The sequence below is a fragment of the Novosphingobium sp. DS6-6 genome (assembly GCF_057784975.1).
On the sequence record NZ_JBYNTS010000001.1, the window covers coordinates 42,398 to 60,618 of the forward strand.

General features: G+C 63.1%; 17 protein-coding genes, 1 tRNA gene and 2 pseudogenes. 11 read left to right on the forward strand and 9 right to left on the reverse strand.

Annotated elements, in window-relative coordinates:
- Positions 1 to 8 precede the first annotated feature (8 nt).
- Complete coding sequence (gene aroQ / locus AC3EDY_RS00225; RefSeq protein WP_488570444.1) at positions 9 to 455, reverse strand: type II 3-dehydroquinate dehydratase; 447 nt, start codon at positions 453 to 455, stop codon at positions 9 to 11.
- 89 nt (positions 456 to 544) lie between these two features.
- Positions 545 to 889 (reverse strand): hypothetical protein, encoded by a 345-nt coding sequence (locus AC3EDY_RS00230; protein WP_488570445.1) that lies wholly within the window; start codon positions 887 to 889, stop codon positions 545 to 547.
- 172 nt (positions 890 to 1,061) lie between these two features.
- On the opposite strand from AC3EDY_RS00230, the gene AC3EDY_RS00235 reads away from it, so the two are divergent.
- The 4 genes from AC3EDY_RS00235 to AC3EDY_RS00250 all read left to right on the forward strand — a co-directional run bounded on the left by AC3EDY_RS00235 (position 1,062) and on the right by AC3EDY_RS00250 (position 5,398).
- Positions 1,062 to 1,841, forward strand: coding sequence for a C1 family peptidase (locus AC3EDY_RS00235; protein ID WP_488570446.1), 780 nt, complete (start codon positions 1,062 to 1,064; stop codon positions 1,839 to 1,841).
- Positions 1,842 to 2,404: 563 nt separating this feature from the next.
- Positions 2,405 to 3,493, forward strand: coding sequence for a HAMP domain-containing protein (locus tag AC3EDY_RS00240; RefSeq protein ID WP_488570447.1), 1,089 nt, complete (start codon positions 2,405 to 2,407; stop codon positions 3,491 to 3,493).
- Positions 3,432 to 4,223 (forward strand): methyl-accepting chemotaxis protein, encoded by a 792-nt coding sequence (locus AC3EDY_RS00245; protein ID WP_488570448.1) that lies wholly within the window; start codon positions 3,432 to 3,434, stop codon positions 4,221 to 4,223. Before AC3EDY_RS00240 ends, AC3EDY_RS00245 begins: the two co-directional genes overlap by 62 nt.
- The gene (locus AC3EDY_RS00250; RefSeq protein ID WP_488570449.1) at positions 4,220 to 5,398 is read left to right on the forward strand and encodes a carbohydrate porin; all 1,179 of its coding nucleotides are present in this window, start codon (positions 4,220 to 4,222) and stop codon (positions 5,396 to 5,398) included. Before AC3EDY_RS00245 ends, AC3EDY_RS00250 begins: the two co-directional genes overlap by 4 nt.
- Before the next feature lie 163 nt (positions 5,399 to 5,561).
- Here the strand turns inward: AC3EDY_RS00250 and AC3EDY_RS00255 are convergent.
- Positions 5,562 to 5,638 (reverse strand) — tRNA-Pro (locus AC3EDY_RS00255).
- Between the two features lie 262 nt (positions 5,639 to 5,900).
- Between AC3EDY_RS00255 and yajC the strand changes: the two genes are divergently transcribed.
- From yajC to secF, 3 genes are read left to right on the forward strand one after another with little or no spacing between them, the layout of a single operon-like run.
- Positions 5,901 to 6,224 (forward strand): preprotein translocase subunit YajC, encoded by a 324-nt coding sequence (gene yajC / locus AC3EDY_RS00260; protein WP_488570450.1) that lies wholly within the window; start codon positions 5,901 to 5,903, stop codon positions 6,222 to 6,224.
- 35 nt (positions 6,225 to 6,259) lie between these two features.
- Positions 6,260 to 7,858, forward strand: coding sequence for a protein translocase subunit SecD (gene secD / locus AC3EDY_RS00265; protein ID WP_488570451.1), 1,599 nt, complete (start codon positions 6,260 to 6,262; stop codon positions 7,856 to 7,858).
- A 16-nt stretch (positions 7,859 to 7,874) separates the two neighbouring features.
- On the forward strand, positions 7,875 to 8,852 hold the full coding sequence (gene secF / locus AC3EDY_RS00270) for a protein translocase subunit SecF (RefSeq protein WP_488570452.1): 978 nt from the start codon (positions 7,875 to 7,877) through the stop codon (positions 8,850 to 8,852).
- A 39-nt stretch (positions 8,853 to 8,891) separates the two neighbouring features.
- Here secF and AC3EDY_RS00275 read toward each other — a convergent pair whose 3' ends face one another.
- On the reverse strand, positions 8,892 to 10,091 hold the full coding sequence (locus tag AC3EDY_RS00275) for a glycosyltransferase (protein ID WP_488570453.1): 1,200 nt from the start codon (positions 10,089 to 10,091) through the stop codon (positions 8,892 to 8,894).
- Positions 10,092 to 10,188: 97 nt separating this feature from the next.
- Complete coding sequence (locus AC3EDY_RS00280) at positions 10,189 to 10,761, reverse strand: helix-turn-helix domain-containing protein (protein ID WP_488570827.1); 573 nt, start codon at positions 10,759 to 10,761, stop codon at positions 10,189 to 10,191.
- A gap of 232 nt (positions 10,762 to 10,993) precedes the next feature.
- Between AC3EDY_RS00280 and AC3EDY_RS00285 the strand changes: the two genes are divergently transcribed.
- Positions 10,994 to 12,808, forward strand: a complete 1,815-nt coding sequence (locus tag AC3EDY_RS00285; RefSeq protein ID WP_488570454.1) for a DUF885 domain-containing protein — start codon at positions 10,994 to 10,996, stop codon at positions 12,806 to 12,808.
- 52 nt (positions 12,809 to 12,860) lie between these two features.
- Here AC3EDY_RS00285 and AC3EDY_RS00290 read toward each other — a convergent pair whose 3' ends face one another.
- From AC3EDY_RS00290 to AC3EDY_RS00300, 3 genes and pseudogenes are all read right to left on the reverse strand, one after another.
- On the reverse strand, positions 12,861 to 13,241 hold the full coding sequence (locus AC3EDY_RS00290; RefSeq protein WP_488570828.1) for a hypothetical protein: 381 nt from the start codon (positions 13,239 to 13,241) through the stop codon (positions 12,861 to 12,863).
- A 180-nt stretch (positions 13,242 to 13,421) separates the two neighbouring features.
- Positions 13,422 to 13,745 (reverse strand): annotated as a pseudogene (locus tag AC3EDY_RS00295) (ATP-binding cassette domain-containing protein); the annotation flags it as partial.
- Between the two features lie 456 nt (positions 13,746 to 14,201).
- Positions 14,202 to 14,654 (reverse strand): annotated as a pseudogene (locus AC3EDY_RS00300) (ATP-binding cassette domain-containing protein); the annotation flags it as partial.
- A gap of 99 nt (positions 14,655 to 14,753) precedes the next feature.
- On the opposite strand from AC3EDY_RS00300, the gene AC3EDY_RS00305 reads away from it, so the two are divergent.
- From AC3EDY_RS00305 to AC3EDY_RS00315, 3 genes are all read left to right on the forward strand, one after another.
- Positions 14,754 to 15,059, forward strand: coding sequence for a PepSY domain-containing protein (locus AC3EDY_RS00305; protein WP_488570455.1), 306 nt, complete (start codon positions 14,754 to 14,756; stop codon positions 15,057 to 15,059).
- Between the two features lie 128 nt (positions 15,060 to 15,187).
- Positions 15,188 to 15,862 carry a response regulator transcription factor gene (locus AC3EDY_RS00310; protein ID WP_488570456.1) on the forward strand — a complete coding sequence of 225 codons (675 nt, stop codon included), beginning with the start codon at positions 15,188 to 15,190 and terminating at the stop codon, positions 15,860 to 15,862.
- 115 nt (positions 15,863 to 15,977) lie between these two features.
- Positions 15,978 to 17,297 carry an ATP-binding protein gene (locus AC3EDY_RS00315; RefSeq protein WP_488570829.1) on the forward strand — a complete coding sequence of 440 codons (1,320 nt, stop codon included), beginning with the start codon at positions 15,978 to 15,980 and terminating at the stop codon, positions 17,295 to 17,297.
- Between the two features lie 21 nt (positions 17,298 to 17,318).
- Here AC3EDY_RS00315 and AC3EDY_RS00320 read toward each other — a convergent pair whose 3' ends face one another.
- Positions 17,319 to 18,218 (reverse strand): tyrosine recombinase XerC, encoded by a 900-nt coding sequence (locus AC3EDY_RS00320; protein ID WP_488570457.1) that lies wholly within the window; start codon positions 18,216 to 18,218, stop codon positions 17,319 to 17,321.
- Between the last annotated feature and the right edge of the window lie 3 nt (positions 18,219 to 18,221).

The window sequence follows — 18,221 nt, forward strand, 5'->3', positions numbered from 1 at the left end:
ACCAGCGCTTAAAGATGCAAAACGGCAGCCAGCGCCACCGTGTAGCTCGCCGGGCCGAAACCGGCGATCGTGCCTCTGGCCGCCATGCCAACATAGCTTTTGTGCCGGAAGTGCTCGCGCCGGTGCGGGTTGGAAAGATGGACCTCGATCACCGGGGTGGCGATGCTCAAAATCGCATCGTGCAGCGCCACGCTGGTGTGGGTATAGGCGCCGGCGTTGAGCAGAATCGCCTTTGCGCCCATCGCCTGCGCTTCGTGCAGCCAGTCCACCAGGTGGCCCTCGTGATTGGATTGGCGCACGTCAACCGCCAGGCCCAGCGTCCGCGCCTGGTCTTCCAGACGTCCGGCGATATCGTCCAGCGTATCGTGCCCATAGATTTCTGGCTGGCGCGTGCCCAGCAGGTTGAGATTCGGGCCATTGAGCACGAAAACGACTGGCGGCGTGGGATCGGTCATGGTCGCGCAAAACTCCTGCCGGCGGTCTGCGCGTGATAGCGTGCCACTCCCGCCATGCAAGAGGCACCGGCCCGCCCGCTGCGCCTCGCCTAGAGCTCGGGCTGCTGATCGACCGGCTGATCGTCCAGGTTTTCCGGCTGCTGCTGGTCCGCATTGTCGTCGGCCTGTGCTTCGTCGGCGTTGTCCTGAGCCGCGCTGTCTACGTCCGCTCCGGCAGCGCCAACGACCACCTGCGATGCAGAGCCCGCCGCTGCCTCGGCCGCCGCCGCGCGCTTCTCGGCGGCGTCGGCCTTGGCTTCCGCAGCGGCAATGCGCTGTTCCATGGCCTGGTCGCGGTCGTCCTGGCATCCGTTCAAGGCCACGCTGCACAAGGCAAGCGCGACGAGCGACAGGCGGGGCAGCGCGGCAAGCGGGGATCGAAGTGGCTTGAACATCGTTCCCGCGCTCTATCATGCAAATCTTACTGCAAGCTAACCAAGCATACCCGTGACGACAGCCGATGCGATGAAGCGCGCGGAAAATGTCATGAAAATTCAGGGGTATGTTGACTGCCTGGCAGGCCGTGCAGCATGAAGGCGCTACAGACCATAATCTGTGGAGGTTGGCATGTCGAAGCCGTTGCACGTTCACCCTCGGCTGAACAAGGGCTATGGCTGGAAGCCCAAGCTGCCCTCGATCCGATATCCGCTCTATGCCGCGCGCGTCGAGCCGGCGGCGCTTCCCGCCAGAATCGACCTGCGGCCGCAATGCCCGCCGGTCTACGATCAGGGGCAACTTGGGTCCTGCACTGGCAACGGCTGGGCCGGCGCGGTCGAATTCCTGCGCAGGAAGCAGGGGCTTGACGATTTCACCCCGTCGCGGCTGTTCATCTATTATTACGAGCGCGTTGCCGACAACGACGTGGCCGAGGATGCGGGCGCGGCCGTCAGCGACGGCGCTCATGTCGTCAGCACCATGGGCTATCCCGACGAAACGCTGTGGCCCTACGATATCGCCAGGTTCGCGTCCCCTCCGCCACAGTCTGTTATCGACGACGCGAAAAAGCATGTCGTGCTGCAAGTTCAGCAGGTTGCGCAGGATCTTACGTCACTCAAGGAAGTGCTGGCCGGTGGGCTGCCTATCGTCATCGGCTTCGTGGTCTACCAAAGCTTCGAATCAGACACCGTGGCGCGCACGGGTATCGTGCCGATGCCGGGCCATCACGAAAGATCGATAGGCGGGCACTGTGTCGTGCTGGTCGGCTATGACGACAGCCAGAGTATGTTCATCGCCCGCAACAGCTGGGGCACGGGCTGGGGCATGGACGGGTATTTCATGATGCCCTACACCTACCTTGCCAATCCGCGTCTTTCTTCGGATTTCTGGGTTGCCTCGCTGACCGGATGATCGGTTACGGAAACCGGTCCGCTTGAACGGATTGCGATGGGCTCCGGTAACGGCGCACGTCATCGACGTCCGGCGCACCCGTCGCCAACATCGCCCCATGATGCGTCTCGCCCGTTATTTCACCCGATGCGCTTGTGGTGACTTGTTGGCGTAGTGTCCCCTGCAGAGGGGGGAGTGTGGAGTGGGCATCGATACCAAACCGCCTTCACGTCATTTTCGCGCTCGATCATGGCGGCGTAGAGAGAGTGAAGTGCACTGTTACCGGAATTTCCATTTGTCGCCCAGTTGGTTCGCGCGACTGTCTGGAAGACATACAGCGAAAACCGGACTGGTCCTTATTCGGGGACAACGCGAGTAAAGCGTCAACTTCAGGGTTTACGCACCGGTCACCATATTAACTCTCACTGTAACTTGAGCGTGGGATCAAGTGCCAATTATGCTATTAATGCTTGTTGCGCTGATTAATATTGATAAAATCTTAAAATACTACAAAGAAGTGAAAATGATCACTAATCTCCCGCGCACGGGGCATTACGTAGATATGTTAATAGCCATTCTTTGGAATGGATCGCTATCGCCAGAAAGGTTCTGATCAAGAAACCATATCACATCCATCTGCAAGGGCGGCGCGGCCGGTGTTTTCAGCTCATTCGATCAAATGCAAAGCGACGCTCGCCTGCTTGATACTGGGGCTGGGCGCTCTGGCTTCTACAGGCCTGGGCCTTGGCGGAATGTGGCGACAACAGCAGGCGATGATCAAACTTAATGCCGCAACAGCTCTTATGCGCCACCATATGGAGGCCGATATGGGGCATGATGCGATCCGGGGTGAGGTGGTGAGTATCGTTGCCGCGCAAAGGAGCGCTGCAATCGACGGGCGCAAAGCGGCTGAAGATCTGCAGAGCCGCCTGCGCGAGTTTGAAGAAAACATGCGGTCGACAACGCTTGCCGACGCACCTGAAGTTGTCATGGCGCGTAAGCAGGCTGATCAGGCATTCCGCAGCTATATCGCCATTGGCCATGAAATCGCCGCCGCCGGCATAAATGATGCGATACCAGACGACGCCCGATTGCAGCGCTTCCAGCAACTGTTTGACGAACTCGAAAAGCAGATGGCCGCAATCTCGGACGCGGTCGAGGCTAACGCTGCCAAAACCGCCCAGGAAGCAATTGCTGTCACCGCAAGCGCGCGCTGGGTGTCACTTTCCAGCCTGATTGTGCTGCTCATCGTTCTGGGATTGGTAGCGCGCCACGCACGCCGTCAGGTGGTTGCGCCGATAATCGACATTTCCGAGCAGGTGCAGGCTATCGCGACAGGGAAGCTGGACGTGGCGATGGCAGGTCTGGAAAGGGGCGATGAGGTTGGAGATCTGGCACGTGCGGTAGATAAACTGCGTGACAATCTCAGCGATGCGCGTGCGGATACCGAACGGCAGGCAGACGTTATCATTACGTCGATCGGAGAGGCTCTTAGCGAACTGGCTGCCGGAAACCTGGCCTATCGCATCGACGTTCCGCTGTTCGGGCCGTTCGACGTTACGCAAGGATTTCAATGCCGCGTCGCTCGCGCTCGGCGCGGTAATCGAAAAGATGAAGGCTTCGACGGAAAAACTGCAAGGCGTTGCGAAGGACATCGGCGGAGCGGCCGATGACCTTTCCACGCGAAATGCCAGCCAGGCAGCAAGCCTTGAAGAGACAGCAGCAGCAATCGCCACCCTGGCGCTGCGTGTCACCGGATCAACCCAGGCAGCCTCGACCGCGCGCATTGCAGTGGATCAGGTAGGGCAAGAGGTTCATCGCGGCGGCCACGTCATCCAGGATGCCGAAGCGGCCATGGACCGTATTGAAACGGCCGCCCAGGAAATTGGCAGTATCGTCAGTGTTATCGATGGCATCACGTTCCAGACCAATCTCCTTGCGCTGAATGCCGGCGTCGAAGCGGCGCGCGCCGGTGATGCGGGTAAGGGCTTTGCAGTCGTTGCCAATGAAGTTCGTGCACTGGCGCAGCGAAGCGCAGATGCGGCACACGAAATCAGGCATCTGATCACCAATGCATCAACGGAAATTGGCGATGGCGTTCAGCTGGTGCGCGATGCAGGGTCCAGTCTTCGTGCAATCACCGAGCAAATGACGGAAATTGTTCGCGTCATGGAGATCGTCGAAGCAGGCGCAAGCGAGCAAGATATCTCGTTGCGCTCGATCGACGCGACATCCAAACAGATCGAGCATATCACACAAAGCAACAGCGCTGTGGCCGAACAAGTGAGCAACGCAAGTAGCTCTGTCATTTCATCGATCGATGAAATTTTGCAACACCTCTCGCGCTTTCGTGTCATTCATGCCGAGCGTATGCCAATTCCATATTCGACGCGCGCAGCATGATATTCTTGATAGGACCGATTTTTGCCATGTCTGCGCTGCTGTTCGTAGCGCCTTATGCTCATGCGCAAGAAGGGTCCGATCAGTCGGAACCAATCGAAGTGGCTGGTGATGTTACAGTCGATTTCGTCAAATCAATGTCAGGCTCCGGTGATCGTAAGATCAGAGCACTGACCAACGTGAACGTCACTGCTGATTTGGATCTTGCGAAATTGATAGATTTCAAAGGGTCGAGGTTATATTTTCATATTCTGGACAATCGCGGTGGAAGGCCAAACGATGCGGCAGCCACGCTTCAGGGCATAAATAATATAGAAGTAACCAACCCTGGTCTTCGCTTATTTCAAGCGTGGTTTGAACATTCTCTTGGTTCTAAGGGCACATCGCTGCGCTTAGGCCTATATGATGTCAATAGCGAGTTCTATGCAAACGACTCTGCCAGCCTTCTGATCGCTCCGCCTTTTGGCATTGGATCCGAACTCGCCGCGACAGGACCCAACGGGCCATCAATATTCCCTTCAAGTGCGCTTGCCGCTCGTCTTTACATTCCATTTGGGGAAGGTAATTATGCTCGACTAGGGTTGATCAATGCCCGGGCCAGTACGTTGGGCGATAATGAGGGTGTCGATTTCAGCTTTCGTGACGGCCTGTTGATGATTGCAGAGGTCGGACGAGAGGGGGAAAAACTGCGCGGAGCGCTGGGGTTTTGGCGTTATACTCGTAATCCGCAGGACATCTACGAAACGAGCTTCGACGGAAATCCGCTGCGCAAGCCGTCCCAGGGAGCCTATATTGTAATCGATCGCGATTTTCTTGAAGATAGCGCCAGCCGCCAAGTCACCGGATTTCTTAGGGCCGGTCTATCCGATCCGCATACCACACCCTATCATGGCGGCTTCCAGGCAGGCCTGGCGGTTGGGCCGATCATAATTTCGCGCCCCGAGAGCCAATTTTCTTTGGGCATACATCACGCGTGCATCAGCGATCACTTTGGCAATCAAATGCGAGATGCGGGAATCCGGCCTGGAAATGAGACTGCGGTCGAGATAACCTTTACCGACCGGATTACTCGCTGGCTCAGTTTGCAACCGGATGTGCAATGGGTCCGCCATCCAGGCGGAGACCGCGACAGGCGCGACGCAATAGTCGCAATCCTGCGCACGAAGTGGGTATTTTGAACCGACCCGATGCAGCACAGGCTGGCTTCGAGGAGTAGCCAATTGGGTGCATACACACGGTAAACCTACGCCAGCCATTCGGGGCCAGCCATTCGAGGCTAGCAACTCGGGAGCGACAGGCAGCTTCTTCCGCCTGCTGAATACTTGTCAAAGCTGTCATGATTGGTCGGGACGAGAGGATTCGAACCTCCGACCCCCACACCCCCAGTGTGATGCGCTACCAGGCTGCGCTACGTCCCGACCGGTGGGGCGCCTCTAGGCGGATCGCCGGGGGATGGCAACCCCCTTGCGCGGCAACTTTTCTGCAAAGGCGGGCAATTGTGCAAAAGCCCGGCCGGCTTGCGGATCGGCGCTCGCTTGCCGCAATAACCGGGCTTGATTGCCTTGGCTTTGCCAAACTGCTAGCAGCCCCCGCAATTGCAACAATCGGTGGCCGGTGCGGCAGAGCGTGCCGCCCCGGGGGTTGCAAACCCTTGTCTTCGATACCACGAACGGTCCTGTCATGCTCAGCCTTCTTTCCGCCGCCGCCGCCAATGCGGCTTCGCCGCCTGCCTACCTCCAGTTCCTGCCGCTGGTGGCGATGGGCGTGATTTTCTATTTTCTGATCCTGCGCCCGCAGATGAAGCGCCAGAAGGAGCACCAGCAGCGCCTGGCCGCGCTGCAGAAGGGCGATCAGGTGATCACCGCGGGCGGTCTCCTGGGCAAGATCGTGCGGCTCGATGATCATTATGTCGATCTCGAGCTGGCGCCCAACGTGCGCGTCAAGGCCGTGCGTTCGACGTTGGGTGAAGTGGTGCCGCCCGGTGGCTCGCCGGCCAACGACTGACCGATCCCCCCGTCTGATTTTCCGAAAGTCCGCTCATGCTCGATTTCCCGCGCTGGAAAGTGCTGATGCTGTGGGGGGTGACCATTCTGGTCGCGCTGGCGTCGGTCCCGTCGCTGTTCTCGGTCGCCGGCCTTGCCTGGCCCGCCGCCCTGCCGTCGCCCCGGATCAACCTGGGGCTCGATCTGGCCGGGGGCAGCCACATCCTGCTTGAAGCGGACCCTGCGCAAGTGCGCCAGCAGCGGCTTGAAGGCATGGATGAGTCCGTGCGCAACAAGCTCAAGCAGGCCGATGCGACGATCCGCATCAGCGATATCAGCAACAGCAACGGCAGCCTGACGTTCCTGGTCGACGACGTGGCCAAGGTCGATGCGGTGCGGGAGGCCATCCTGCCGTTGACCTCGGGCGCCGGGCTGACCGGCCAGCGCGACTGGAACATCCAGGTCGTCGATGGCAACCGCTTCGTGCTTACCCCTACGCAGGAAGGGATCGACCAGGCGGTCAGCCAGGCGATGGACACGGCCGTGGAAGTGGTGCGCAAGCGTATCGACGGTCTTGGCACCCGCGAACCCACGATCCTGCGCCAGGGAGCGCAGCGTATCGTGGTGCAGGTGCCCGGCCTGCAAGACCCGCAGCAGCTCAAAAGCCTGCTGGGCCAGACCGCCAAGCTGGAATTCAAGCTGGTCGATCAAAGCGCCCTGGCGTCCGACGTGGCCCGCGGCATTGCCCCGGTGGGCAGCCAGATCGTGCCTTACGCCGATCCGCAGATGGGCGCGCCGATCGCGGTCCGCCGCCTGGGCGGCATTCGCGGCGATGAACTGACCAATGCGCAGGCCGGCAACAATCCCGAAACCAACGAGCCGGTCGTGAACATCACGTTCAACACCGAGGGCGGGGCCAAGTTCGCCAAGCTGACGACGCAGAACGTGGGCAAGCCTTTCGCCATCATCCTGGATGGCAAAGTGCTGTCGGCGCCGAACATCAACGAGCCGATCCTGGGCGGCAGCGCACAGATTGCAGGCCGCTTCACCACCGATGAGGCATCGGCGCTGGCAATTTCCCTGCGTTCCGGCGCGCTGCCGGTCGATCTCAAGGTGGTGGAAGAACGCACCGTCGGGCCGGACCTCGGCGCCGATTCCATCCGCAAGGGCGTGATCGCGATGATCGTCGGCACGCTGGCCCTGATCGCGTTCATCGTCGCCACTTATGGCCGTTTCGGGGTCTATGCCTGCGTCGCCTTGGTCATGAACATGCTGATGATCCTGGGCGTGATGGCCGCGATCGGCGCCACGCTGACGCTGCCTGGCATTGCCGGTTTCGTCCTGACCATCGGCGCGGCGGTCGATGCCAATGTGCTGATCAACGAACGCATCCGCGAGGAGCGCCATCGCGGGCGCCGCGTCGTCGCCGCGATCGAGACCGGCTACAAGGAAGCCAGCCGGGCAATTTTCGATGCCAACGTCACCAACGTGATCGCCGCGGTGCTGATGGCCAGCTTCGGTTCCGGCCCGGTGAAAGGCTTTGCCGTGGTCCTGATGATCGGTATCGCTACTTCGGTCTACACCTCGATGTGGCTGACCCGGATGTGGGTGGCGCAATGGCTGCGCCGCACCCGCCCGGCCGATCTCAACCTGTGATTGGGAAGCGCAGATCATGAAACTTCTAAAGCTCGTTCCCGATCACACCAACATCCACTTCCTGAAGTGGCGGGTGCCGTTCTATCTCGGCAGCCTGCTGCTGATGGCCGCCTCGCTCGGGCTCGTTTTCACCAAGGGCCTGAACCTGGGCGTCGATTTCGTCGGCGGGCAGATGATCCGCGTCACGTTCGAGCGCAGCGCCGAAGCGCCCGTTGCCGATCTGCGCGGCGAAGTGGCTCGGCTGGGTTACGGCGAACCGATCATCCAGCGTTACGGCAAGCCCAACGAGATTTCGATCCGCATGAAACTGCCCGAAGACGCGGAGCATGATCCCGCGCAATCGGACAAGATGGCCCGCACGATCACCACCGATATCAAGAGCCGCCATGCCGATGCGCGCATCGACGGGGTGGATTCGGTTTCGGGCAAGGTTTCCAAAGAGCTGGGCTGGGATGCGTTCAAGGCGCTGGGTCTCGCCGCGCTGGCGGTGGCGGCCTATATCTGGCTGCGCTTCGAATGGCAGTTCGGCGTGGGCGCGCTGTTCAGCCTGGTGCACGACGTGACGCTCACGCTCGGCCTGTTCGCGCTGACCCAAATGGAATTCGATCTCAACATCGTGGCGGCGCTGCTCACGCTGATCGGCTATTCCTTGAACGATACGATCGTGGTTTACGATCGCATACGTGAGAATCTCAAGAAATACCGCAAGATGCCTTTGCCCGAATTGCTCGATCTGTCGGTCAACGAAACGCTGGCGCGCACGATCGTGACATCGCTTTCGATGCTGATAACGCTGGTTGCGCTGCTGGTGTTCGGGCCGGAAGTGATCTTCGGCTTTACCGCCGCGATCACGCTAGGCATTTTCGTCGGCACGTACAGCTCGATCTATATGGCCGCGCCGATCCTGATCTGGCTCAAGGTCAACCCGCGCAGCTTCGTTCCCACCGAAACCGCGCTCGAAAAGCAGGAGCGCCTTGCCCGCGAGGGGGCGTGATCCGGCACGAGCCCTCCGGTCGGCCAAGCTTGGCGGGCGTCAGCCCTGCGCCACCACTTCGCCGTAGATCTTCGCCAGTGCCGCCGCGTTGGCATCCCAGCTGAACCGTGCGGCGCAGGCGGCAACCGCTTCGGGCGCGCTGGGCTGCACGATCAAGGCGGCCAGCGCGCGGGCAATCGCCGCCGGTTCGCGCGCGGCGATGCGCCCTGCGGCGGGCGCCGTCACCACTTCGCGCGCGCCGCCCACATCGGGAATGACCAGCGGCGTGCCGCAGGCCAGCGCCTCGATCCACACGTTGGCCAGACCCTCTCGTTCGGATGGCAGGACCATCGCGCTGGCGCCGGCCATCAGCACCGGCATGAAATCGTGCCCCAGCCCGCCCAGGAAATAGACGCGGTGGGCCACGTCGAGCTGGCGGGTCAGCCGGCGGAGCGCCGCTTCGTCGGGTCCGGTGCCGGCCAGCGCCAGGGCAATGCCTTCCATCCCCGGTTCGGCCAGGGCCTTGATGGCAAGAGCCTGTCCCTTGATGCCGATCAGCGCGCCCACGCAGGCCACCAGCGGGCCCTCGGCCGGCAGGTGAAACCGCTCCGCAAGAATGGCCCGCGCCGCCGCGCGGGGGCGCGGATGGAACCGGCCGCGATCGAGCCCGGTATAGTGGACGATAATGTTATCCGCCGGCAGGCCCATGTCGGCCATGTCGTCGGCCAGGGCCTGCGACACGCTTAGCAGCGCCGAGGCGGCCCGTGCGGCGCGCTTGATCTGGCGCAGCGCGGCAGGCTGCCGGCCCCAATGATAGATGTCCGATCCCCGTGCCTTGATCGCGAAGGGCAGGCGCAGTGCCCGCGCGATCCGCGCCGCTGCCGGGCCGTCGGGATAAAAGAACTGCGCATCGACCATGTCGAACGGCTGTTCGGCATGAAGCCGCCGGGCCAGAGGCAGCACGGACCGCACGATCAGCGCCGGGTTGAAACGGCCCGAAAGCCCCGGCAGCAGGGTGAAACGCGGATGATGCACCGGCACGCCGCTGCGCCGCTCCATCGGCGTTACCGAACGTAACGGGCGATAGACCTGCGGCAGCAGCGCGCCGGGTAGCGGCGGCAATCCGATCGGATTGATCACCGTCACGTCCCAATCCGGCCGTGCAGCCAGTGCTTCCATCTGCCGCGCGACGAAGCGCCCGAATCCCGGCCTTGTCGAGGCGGGATAAAGCGTGGAAAGGCTCAACAGGCGCAAAGTCATGGCCAGATGCTAGCGCGAAAATGCTGCAAGTGCGAGAGCAAGCATGTGGACCTTGCCCAACAGGCAGATCGGAATATCCAAGGCGCGGACATTGCGCTTAGAGCGGGCGAACCAGCACTTCGGCCACGGCGATCCATGCCGGGCGATCGATCACTAGCTGGCGTTGCCCGGGGCCGGGCGGCAGCAGCGCGACCCGTCCGTCGCGGTGGTCGATCATCCGGCCAAAGGCAAACCGGCCGCCCGGTCTGGGCGAAAGGACATCGCGGTTGAGGCCGCGGGCAATGTCTGTCGCATCCAGCCGGCGCAGCCATATCTGATCGCCGGCGCGCCAATCGCCCGCGCTCGCTTCCACGGCCAGGGCCAGAAGGCCTTCGTGGCCGAGCAGCGCATCGGGCAATTGCGCTGGCAGGGCCGCCTGCACGGGCTCCGTCCCCGCCGGCGTCAGGCGCGCCACCACGTGTGCTTGGCTGTCATCGCCCGCGCGCACCAGCAGTTCGGGATCGATGCCCAGCGCCGCGCCGATCCGGTTCATCCATTTGAGCGACAGCGAGCGTGTGCCCGTTTCCAGCCGCCCGATGGTCTGCGCCGTGGTAGGCGGGCTGCAACGCGCGGCAACATCGGCCAGCGTGAGCCCCTTTTGCCTGCGGATTTCGCGAATGCGGTTGATCATCGGGAGCAGGCCCACAGCTATAGCCACGAGATGTTTTTTCTTTCTTACGCGTAAGTTGCGTGGCAGAGCAAGCGTCCTTGCACGCCACGCCAAGGCCTTAGCCGCGCCTGCATTAAGATCGCGTTCCGGCTTGGCCGTCGCCGCATTTTTGTTGTGGCCAGTGGCCAGCCATGGCACCTGGTCTCAATCGGAACGATAAACACCTGGGAGGTTCCTTTTGACGATGCATGGTTTGGAACGACGCGCTTTCCTTTCGCTGGCTGGCGGGGCGATGGCGGGAACCTGTCTGGCTGGCATGCCTGGGCTCGCTTTTGCGCAAGGCGCCGGCGATGCGGCTTTTACCGCGTTGATCGACCGCATTTTCTGGTCCAGCCTGCTGATCGAGCCGCAACGGGCGACGAACCTGGGCCTCGATACCGGTACTCGCGCCATGCTGCGCCATCGCCTCGATGGGGCCGGGAAAGGCGGACGCGAGGCCAGCGTGGCCTTTTATCGCGATGCCCATGCGGCCGTGACGGCGATCGATCCGGCTGGCCTGAACCCGGTCAACAAACGCAACCGTGCGATCGTCTTGTATCGCCTGGCCGACGAACTCACCGGTGCCCCGTTCGATGTCGACGACCCGCAGCTCCCGTATACGGTCGATCAGCAACGCGGCGCCTATTTCGCGGTGCCCGATTTCCTCGACAATCAGCATCCGATCGTAACCGCTGAGGATGCCGAAGCCTATCTTGATCGCCTGGCCGCTTTGGCGATGGTGCTTGAGGACGAAACGGCTGACGTCGCACGCCAGGCGGCAGCGGGCCGTATCCTGCCGGCCTGGTCGATCGACCTGGCGGTGAGCCAGATGGGCAAGCTGCGCGCGCCGGCGCCGGGTGAAAGCGGCCTGGTCGCATCTCTGGTGCGCCGCACCCGCGAAAAAGGGCTGGCCGGCGATTGGCAGGCGCGCGCCACTGTGATTGTGAAAGACAAGGTCTATCCCGCGCTCGATCGCCAGATCGCGCTGCATCGCCGTCTGCGGGCAAAATCCCCTGCCGGCGACGGCGTGTGGCGTTTCAAGCGCGGCGATGAACTTTACGCAGCGGCGCTCGCGGCAGCCACCACCACTTCGCTGACCCCGGAACAGGTCCACAAGATGGGCCTTGAACAAGTGGCACAGATTTCGGCCCAGCTTGACGACGTGCTCAAGGCGGCCGGGCATTCGACCGGCACTGTCGGGCAGCGCCTTTCCGCGCTCAACCGCGCGGCCGAACAGCTCTATCCCGATACCGCGCAAGGGCGGGCCGATCTGCTCGCCGGCCTTAACGCCGGCATAGAGGCGATGCGGCAGAAGCTGCCCGGTGCATTCGCGGATGTCCCCAATGATCCACTGATAATCCGCGCTGTGCCGACGGAGATCCAGGACGGCGCGCCCAACGGCTATTACAATTCCGCCCCGCTCGACAAGTCGCGCCCGGCGATCTACTGGATCAATCTCAAGTCGGTAAACGACTGGCCGAAATACTCGCTGCCTGCGCTTACCTATCATGAAGGCGTTCCCGGCCATCATCTGCAGGGTGGCTATGCCCAGGGCGGGGGAGAGCTGCCCTGGATCCTGCGCGATTTCTACATCTCGTCCTATGGCGAAGGATGGGCGCTTTATGCCGAGCAACTGGCCGACGAACTTGGCGGCTATCAGGGGATCGAACGGGCCGGCTATCTCCAGTCGTTCCTGTTCCGCGCGGTTCGCCTGGTGGTGGACACCGGCATTCACCACTATCGCTGGAGCCGCGAAAAAGCGACGGCCTACATGGTGGAAAAGACCGGCTTCACCCCGGCGCGCAGCCAGCGCGAGATCGAGCGTTACTGCACGATGATCGGCCAGGCCTGCAGCTACAAGATCGGGCATACGGCCTGGCTTGCCAACCGCAAGAAAGCGCAGGCCGCGCTGGGTGACAAGTTCAGCCTGCCTTGGTTCCACGCCGTTCTGCAGGAAGGTGCAATGCCGCTTTCCCTGCTTGAAGCGCGGATCGACGAGCGCATCGCCGAACGCCTGCGCAGCGCGTGAAAGCGATGGTGCCGGGACCCGGCCACGGGCGCCCGGCACCTCGCCCGCGGTTTCAGACTCCTTCGATCTGCTCGGCCAGTTCCAGCCAGCGTTCTTCGGCTGCTTCCTTTTCGGCCCGGGCCTTGGTCACGGCCTCGGTCAGCGCGGCAAAGCGGCCGGGATCGCGATTGTAAAGCGTCGGATCGGCCAGCGCGGCCTCGTCGCGGGCGATCGCCGCGTCCAGGTCCTCGATCCGCCGGGGCAGCAGTTCGTAATCGCGCTGGTCCTTGTAGCTCAGCTTGGCCTTGCGCGGCGGCGGCGGGGGTGCGGGCGGGGCGGTTTCGGCCGGCTTGCCGGGTCCTACCCTGGGCTGGGCCGCCAGCCGTGCCTTGCGCTGGGCTTCCCAGTCGGCATAGCCGCCCACGACGATATCGACTTTGCCGGAACCGTCCATGCCGAGGGTGATATTGACAGTGCGGTCCAGGAAATCGCGGTCGTGGCTGACGATCAATACCGTACCGTCGTAATCGGCGATCACTTCCTGCAGCAAGTCCAGCGTTTCCAGGTCGAGATCGTTGGTCGGCTCGTCCAGCACGAGCAGGTTGGACAGGCGGGCGAATTCGCGCGCCAGCAACAGGCGCGAACGTTCGCCGCCCGAAAGCGTGCCCACCCGCGCTTCGACTAGGCCCGGATCGAACAGGAAATCCTTGAGATAGCCCTGGATGTGCTTGCGCGTCCCCCGCACGTCGATCCAGTCGCCGCCTTCGGCCAACACGTCGCGCACGCGCTTGTCGGGCGCCATCAGGCTGCGTTGCTGGTCGATCGTCACGCCGCTCAGCGTCTTGGCCAGGGTCACCGTGCCTTCGTCGGGTGCCAGTTCGCCGGTCAGCATTTTCAGCAAGGTCGTCTTGCCCGCTCCATTGGCGCCGACCAGGCCGATTCGGTCGCCGCGCTGGATTCGCAGCGAAAAGTCGCGCACGATCGTGCGCTCGCCAAAGCGCTTGGTGACGTGTTCGGCCACGATCACCGACTTGGTCTTGCTGTCGTCGCTGGCGATGGCCAGTTTCGCGGCGCCCTGCGGCCCGGTCATCGCGGCACGCTGCGCGCGCATTTCGTGCAGCTTTTCCAGCCGGCCCATATTGCGCTTGCGCCGGGCGGTCACCCCGCGTTGCAGCCAGTGTTCCTCGATCTTGAGCTTGGCGTCCAGCTTGTCTGCCGCGCGCGCTTCCTCGGCATGGACCTGTTCCATCCAGGCATCATAGCCGCCAAAGCCCACGTCCTTGCGGCGCAGGCTGCCTCTGTCGAGCCATAGCGTGGCCCGGGTCAGCCGCGTCAGGAACGTACGATCGTGGCTGATCACCACGAAAGCGCCATTGAAGCGCGAAAGCCAGTCTTCCAGCCATTCGATGGCGGCGAGATCGAGATGATTGGTCGGCTCGTCCAGCAGCAGCACGTCGGGGTCCTGCGCCAGGGCACGGGCAAGCGCGGCACGGCGCCTTTCTCCGCCAGAAGCGTTTTCCGCCCCCCGCCCAAGGTCGATGCCCAGCTGATCGGCGATCGCTTCCACCGCATAAGGCGCCGGGGCATCGGCCCCGTGCAGCGCGAAATCGCGCAACGTGGCAAAGCCGGTGAAGAACGGGTCCTGTTCCAGCGTGACGACCCGCGCGCCGGGCTGCACCGAACGCTTGCCCTTGTCGGCCTCGATCGTGCCGGCGATCAATTTCAGCAGGGTGCTTTTGCCCGCGCCGTTGCGGCCGATCAGGGCAAGCCGGTCACGCGGCGTGATCTGGATATCAAGATTTTGGAAAAGCCAGCCGGTGCCCTGGTGCAGGCCCAGCCCCTCCCAGCTCAGGATCGGTGCTGCCATGCCGCGCGCTTAGCCGCCACTGTTCGCCAGGTCCACCTGAACATGATGGAACGGTGCTATTCACAACTTGTTCAATGCGATTGTTACAGGCAAGATGACATGATGTTTCGTCGCAAGCTCCTCGCCGTTGCCGGCCTGTTGACCATCGTTGCCGTGGCTCAGCCGGTGACCGCGCAGATTCGTAACGAACAGGATCGGGCCCGTCATGATCTGGCGGCGGGCCACGTTCGCTCGCTGCGCGAGATCGAGGCGCGGGTGCTGCCCACGATGCGCGGCGCCCAGTATCTCGGACCGGAATACGTACCGCAGGCGCGCGCCTATCGCCTCAAGTTCATTCGCGAAGGACGCGTGGTCTTCGTCGATGTCGATGGACGCACCGGCCAGGTTCTGGGCGAATCAGACTGAAAGGCGCGGAAAGCCGGTGGATCGGGAACCGTTTCTTGACCGTTCATGTTCCTGCCGCCATCTAGCCACCACTAACGGAGAATGCGCGCCGCCCGGGGTGCGGGCCGTATGAGAAGGGGCCAATTGCCATGCGTATCCTGATCGTCGAGGACGAACCCACGCTGGGGCGGCAGCTAAAATCCACGCTGGAACAGAACGGCTATGCCGTGGATCTGTCCACCGATGGCGAAGATGGCCATTTCATGGGCTCGACGGAGGACTATGATGCGGTAATCCTCGATCTTGGCCTGCCCGAGATAGACGGGCTGACCGTGCTCGGCATGTGGCGCAAGGAAGGCCGCAAGTTTCCCGTGCTGGTCCTGACCGCGCGCGATAGCTGGTCGGACAAGGTTGCCGGTCTCGATGCCGGTGCCGACGATTACCTTGCCAAGCCGTTCCAGACCGAAGAGCTGATCGCCCGGCTGCGCGCTTTGATCCGCCGCGCTTCGGGCAATTCATCATCCGAACTGATCGCGGGCGATGTGCGCCTCGATACCCGCTCGGGGCGAGTGACGCTCAAGGGCGAGCCGGTCAAGCTCACGGCGCAGGAATACAAGCTTCTCTCCTACCTTTTGCATCACAAGGGCAAGGTGGTCAGCCGCACCGAACTGATCGAACATATCTACGATCAGGATTTCGACCGCGATTCCAACACGATCGAAGTGTTCGTCACGCGGATACGCAAGAAATTGGGCGCCGATGTGATCACCACGATCCGGGGCCTTGGCTACAGTCTCGACGATCCGGCCGCCGTTCGCGGGTAGGGGGGTGAAAAGACTGGCCCGCCTCCTGCTGCGGCTGGGCTTCGGGCGCCACCGCGCCGAAGCCGCCGCTGCCACGGCGGGCGGGCGACAGCATACCGGCTCGCTTTCGCGGCGCATGCTGCTGATCGCCTTCGCCTGGGTCACCGTGCTGCTGCTGGGCGGGGGTATCGCGCTTGACCGCACGCTGACCGGCCTGGTCACCCGCAATTTTGACGATCAGCTGGGTTATATGCTCACCGCCATGGTGGCTTCGGCCGAAATCGGCCCTGACGGGGAAATCTTCTTCAATCGCCCCTTGGGGGACCAGCGGTTTCTCGAACCCAACAGTGGTCTCTACTGGCAGATATCGGGCCAGGGTCACGAGGATTTTCCGTCGCGCTCGTTGTGGGACAGAACGCTCAAGCTTAGGGGCGATCACGTCGATACCACGCCGCATGCCTATGATTCCACGCAGTTCGGCGATAATGAGCGACTGCGCATGATCGAACGCTCGGTGATCCTGCCGGGCAGCAATACCCTGTGGCAGTTTTCCGTCGCCGCCAGCCGGGGCGAGCTTGACGCCCAGATCAGCCGCATCCGCTCCATTCTGGTATGGTCGTTCCTGGCGCTGGGCATGGGCCTGTTCATCATGGCGGGTCTGCAGACTTATTACGGGCTTGGCCCCTTGCGTCGCGTGCGCCGCGCGATTGCCGCCATGCGCGAAGGCGGCGCGGCCCGCGTCAACGAACCGCTGCCCCTGGAAGTCCAGCCACTGGTCGAAGAAATCAATCTGCTGCTCGCTCATTCCGAAAAACAGGCGGAAGAAGCGCGGACCCATGCGGGCAACCTGGCCCATGCCCTGAAAACCCCGCTTACGGTGGTGATGAATGCCGCCACGGCCCACGCGTCCGATCTTTCGGACACGGTGATCCGCGAAGCGACCGTGATGCGCCGCCAGGTCGATCACCATCTTGCCCGCGCCCGCGCCGTGGGCCGTCGGGCCACGGGCCTTTCCCGCGCCATGGTGTGGGAAAGCACCGATGCCGTGGTGCGCGCCGTTACCCGGCTTTACCCCGAGGTTCGCTTCGATCTCGACGGCAACCGCGAGGCCAGCGTGGCGATCGAGCGCCAGGATCTGGACGAGATACTGGGCAACCTGATCGAAAACGCGGCGAAATACGGGGGGGGATCGGTGTTCATCACGATCGACGCTTTGCCCGGCGACGCTCGCTTCTGCGACATCTGGGTCGAAGACGATGGCATGGGCATTCCCGAGGCCGCGCGCGAGCGCATTTTCGATCGCGGTGCCCGGCTCGATACCGGCAAGCCGGGCACGGGCCTGGGCCTTGCCATTGTGCGCGACGTAGCGGAGATATACGGCGGGGCTGTCAGCCTGGGCGAAAGCGAAGACCTGGGCGGACTGCTCACCACGCTGCGCCTGCCCCGGGCGAAATGACGGGCCGGCAGGTCCGGGCGTTCACTTTTCCCGTTCCCGCGGATGCGCCCGGCGATAGGCGTCAAGCAGCGTTGCCGCGTCTACCCGCGTGTAGATCTGCGTCGACGACAGGCTGGCGTGGCCCAGCAGTTCCTGCAGACTGCGCAGGTCTGCCCCCGCGCCAAGCAGGTGAGTGGCAAAGCTGTGGCGCAGCGCGTGGGGCGTGGCCGTGGCCGGCAGACCCATGGCAATGCGGGCGCTGGCCATGGCGCGCTGAACCATGCCCGGCGAAAGCGGGCCGCCCCGGGCGCCCCGGAACAGCGGTTCTTCGCGCGGGAGCGGCCAGGGCACGCGCGCGGCATAATCGGCAACCGCCTCGCGCACGGCGGGCAACAGCACGATCACGCGCTGCCGCCCGCCCTTGCCGGTGATCGTCAGCCGCTCGCCCAGCGGCAGCACGCCGGCCGGCAGGGCCAGCGCCTCGGCGATGCGCAGCCCCGCGCCGTAAAGCAGCAGAAGCACCGCTCGATCACGCGCGGCGATCCACGGCGCGGCCGCATCGGAAACGGTTTCTGCCAGCGCCATGGCGTCATCCGCCGAAACGGGGCGCGGCAGCCCTTTCTTGACCCGCGGTCCGCGCAGGCTTAGCGCGGCAGCCTCGGGTAGACCGGCCTGCTTGCGGGCAAAGGCCAGAAAGGCCTTGAGCGCCGAAAGTTCGCGCGCGGCCGAGGTGTTGACCAGCCCCTCGGCACGCCGGTCGGCCAGATGCTGGCGCAGGCGCGGCAAGTCCAGCCGGGCAAGGCTTGCCCAATCCTGCCCTGGCGGCAAAGCATCGAGCAGGCGCCGCGCCGTCCGGTGATAGGCGCGCACGGTATGGGGCGATCGACGCAGGCTCAGTGCCAGGTGATCGTGCCAGGCAATCAGCAGGTCGGCCCGGTCCATCGC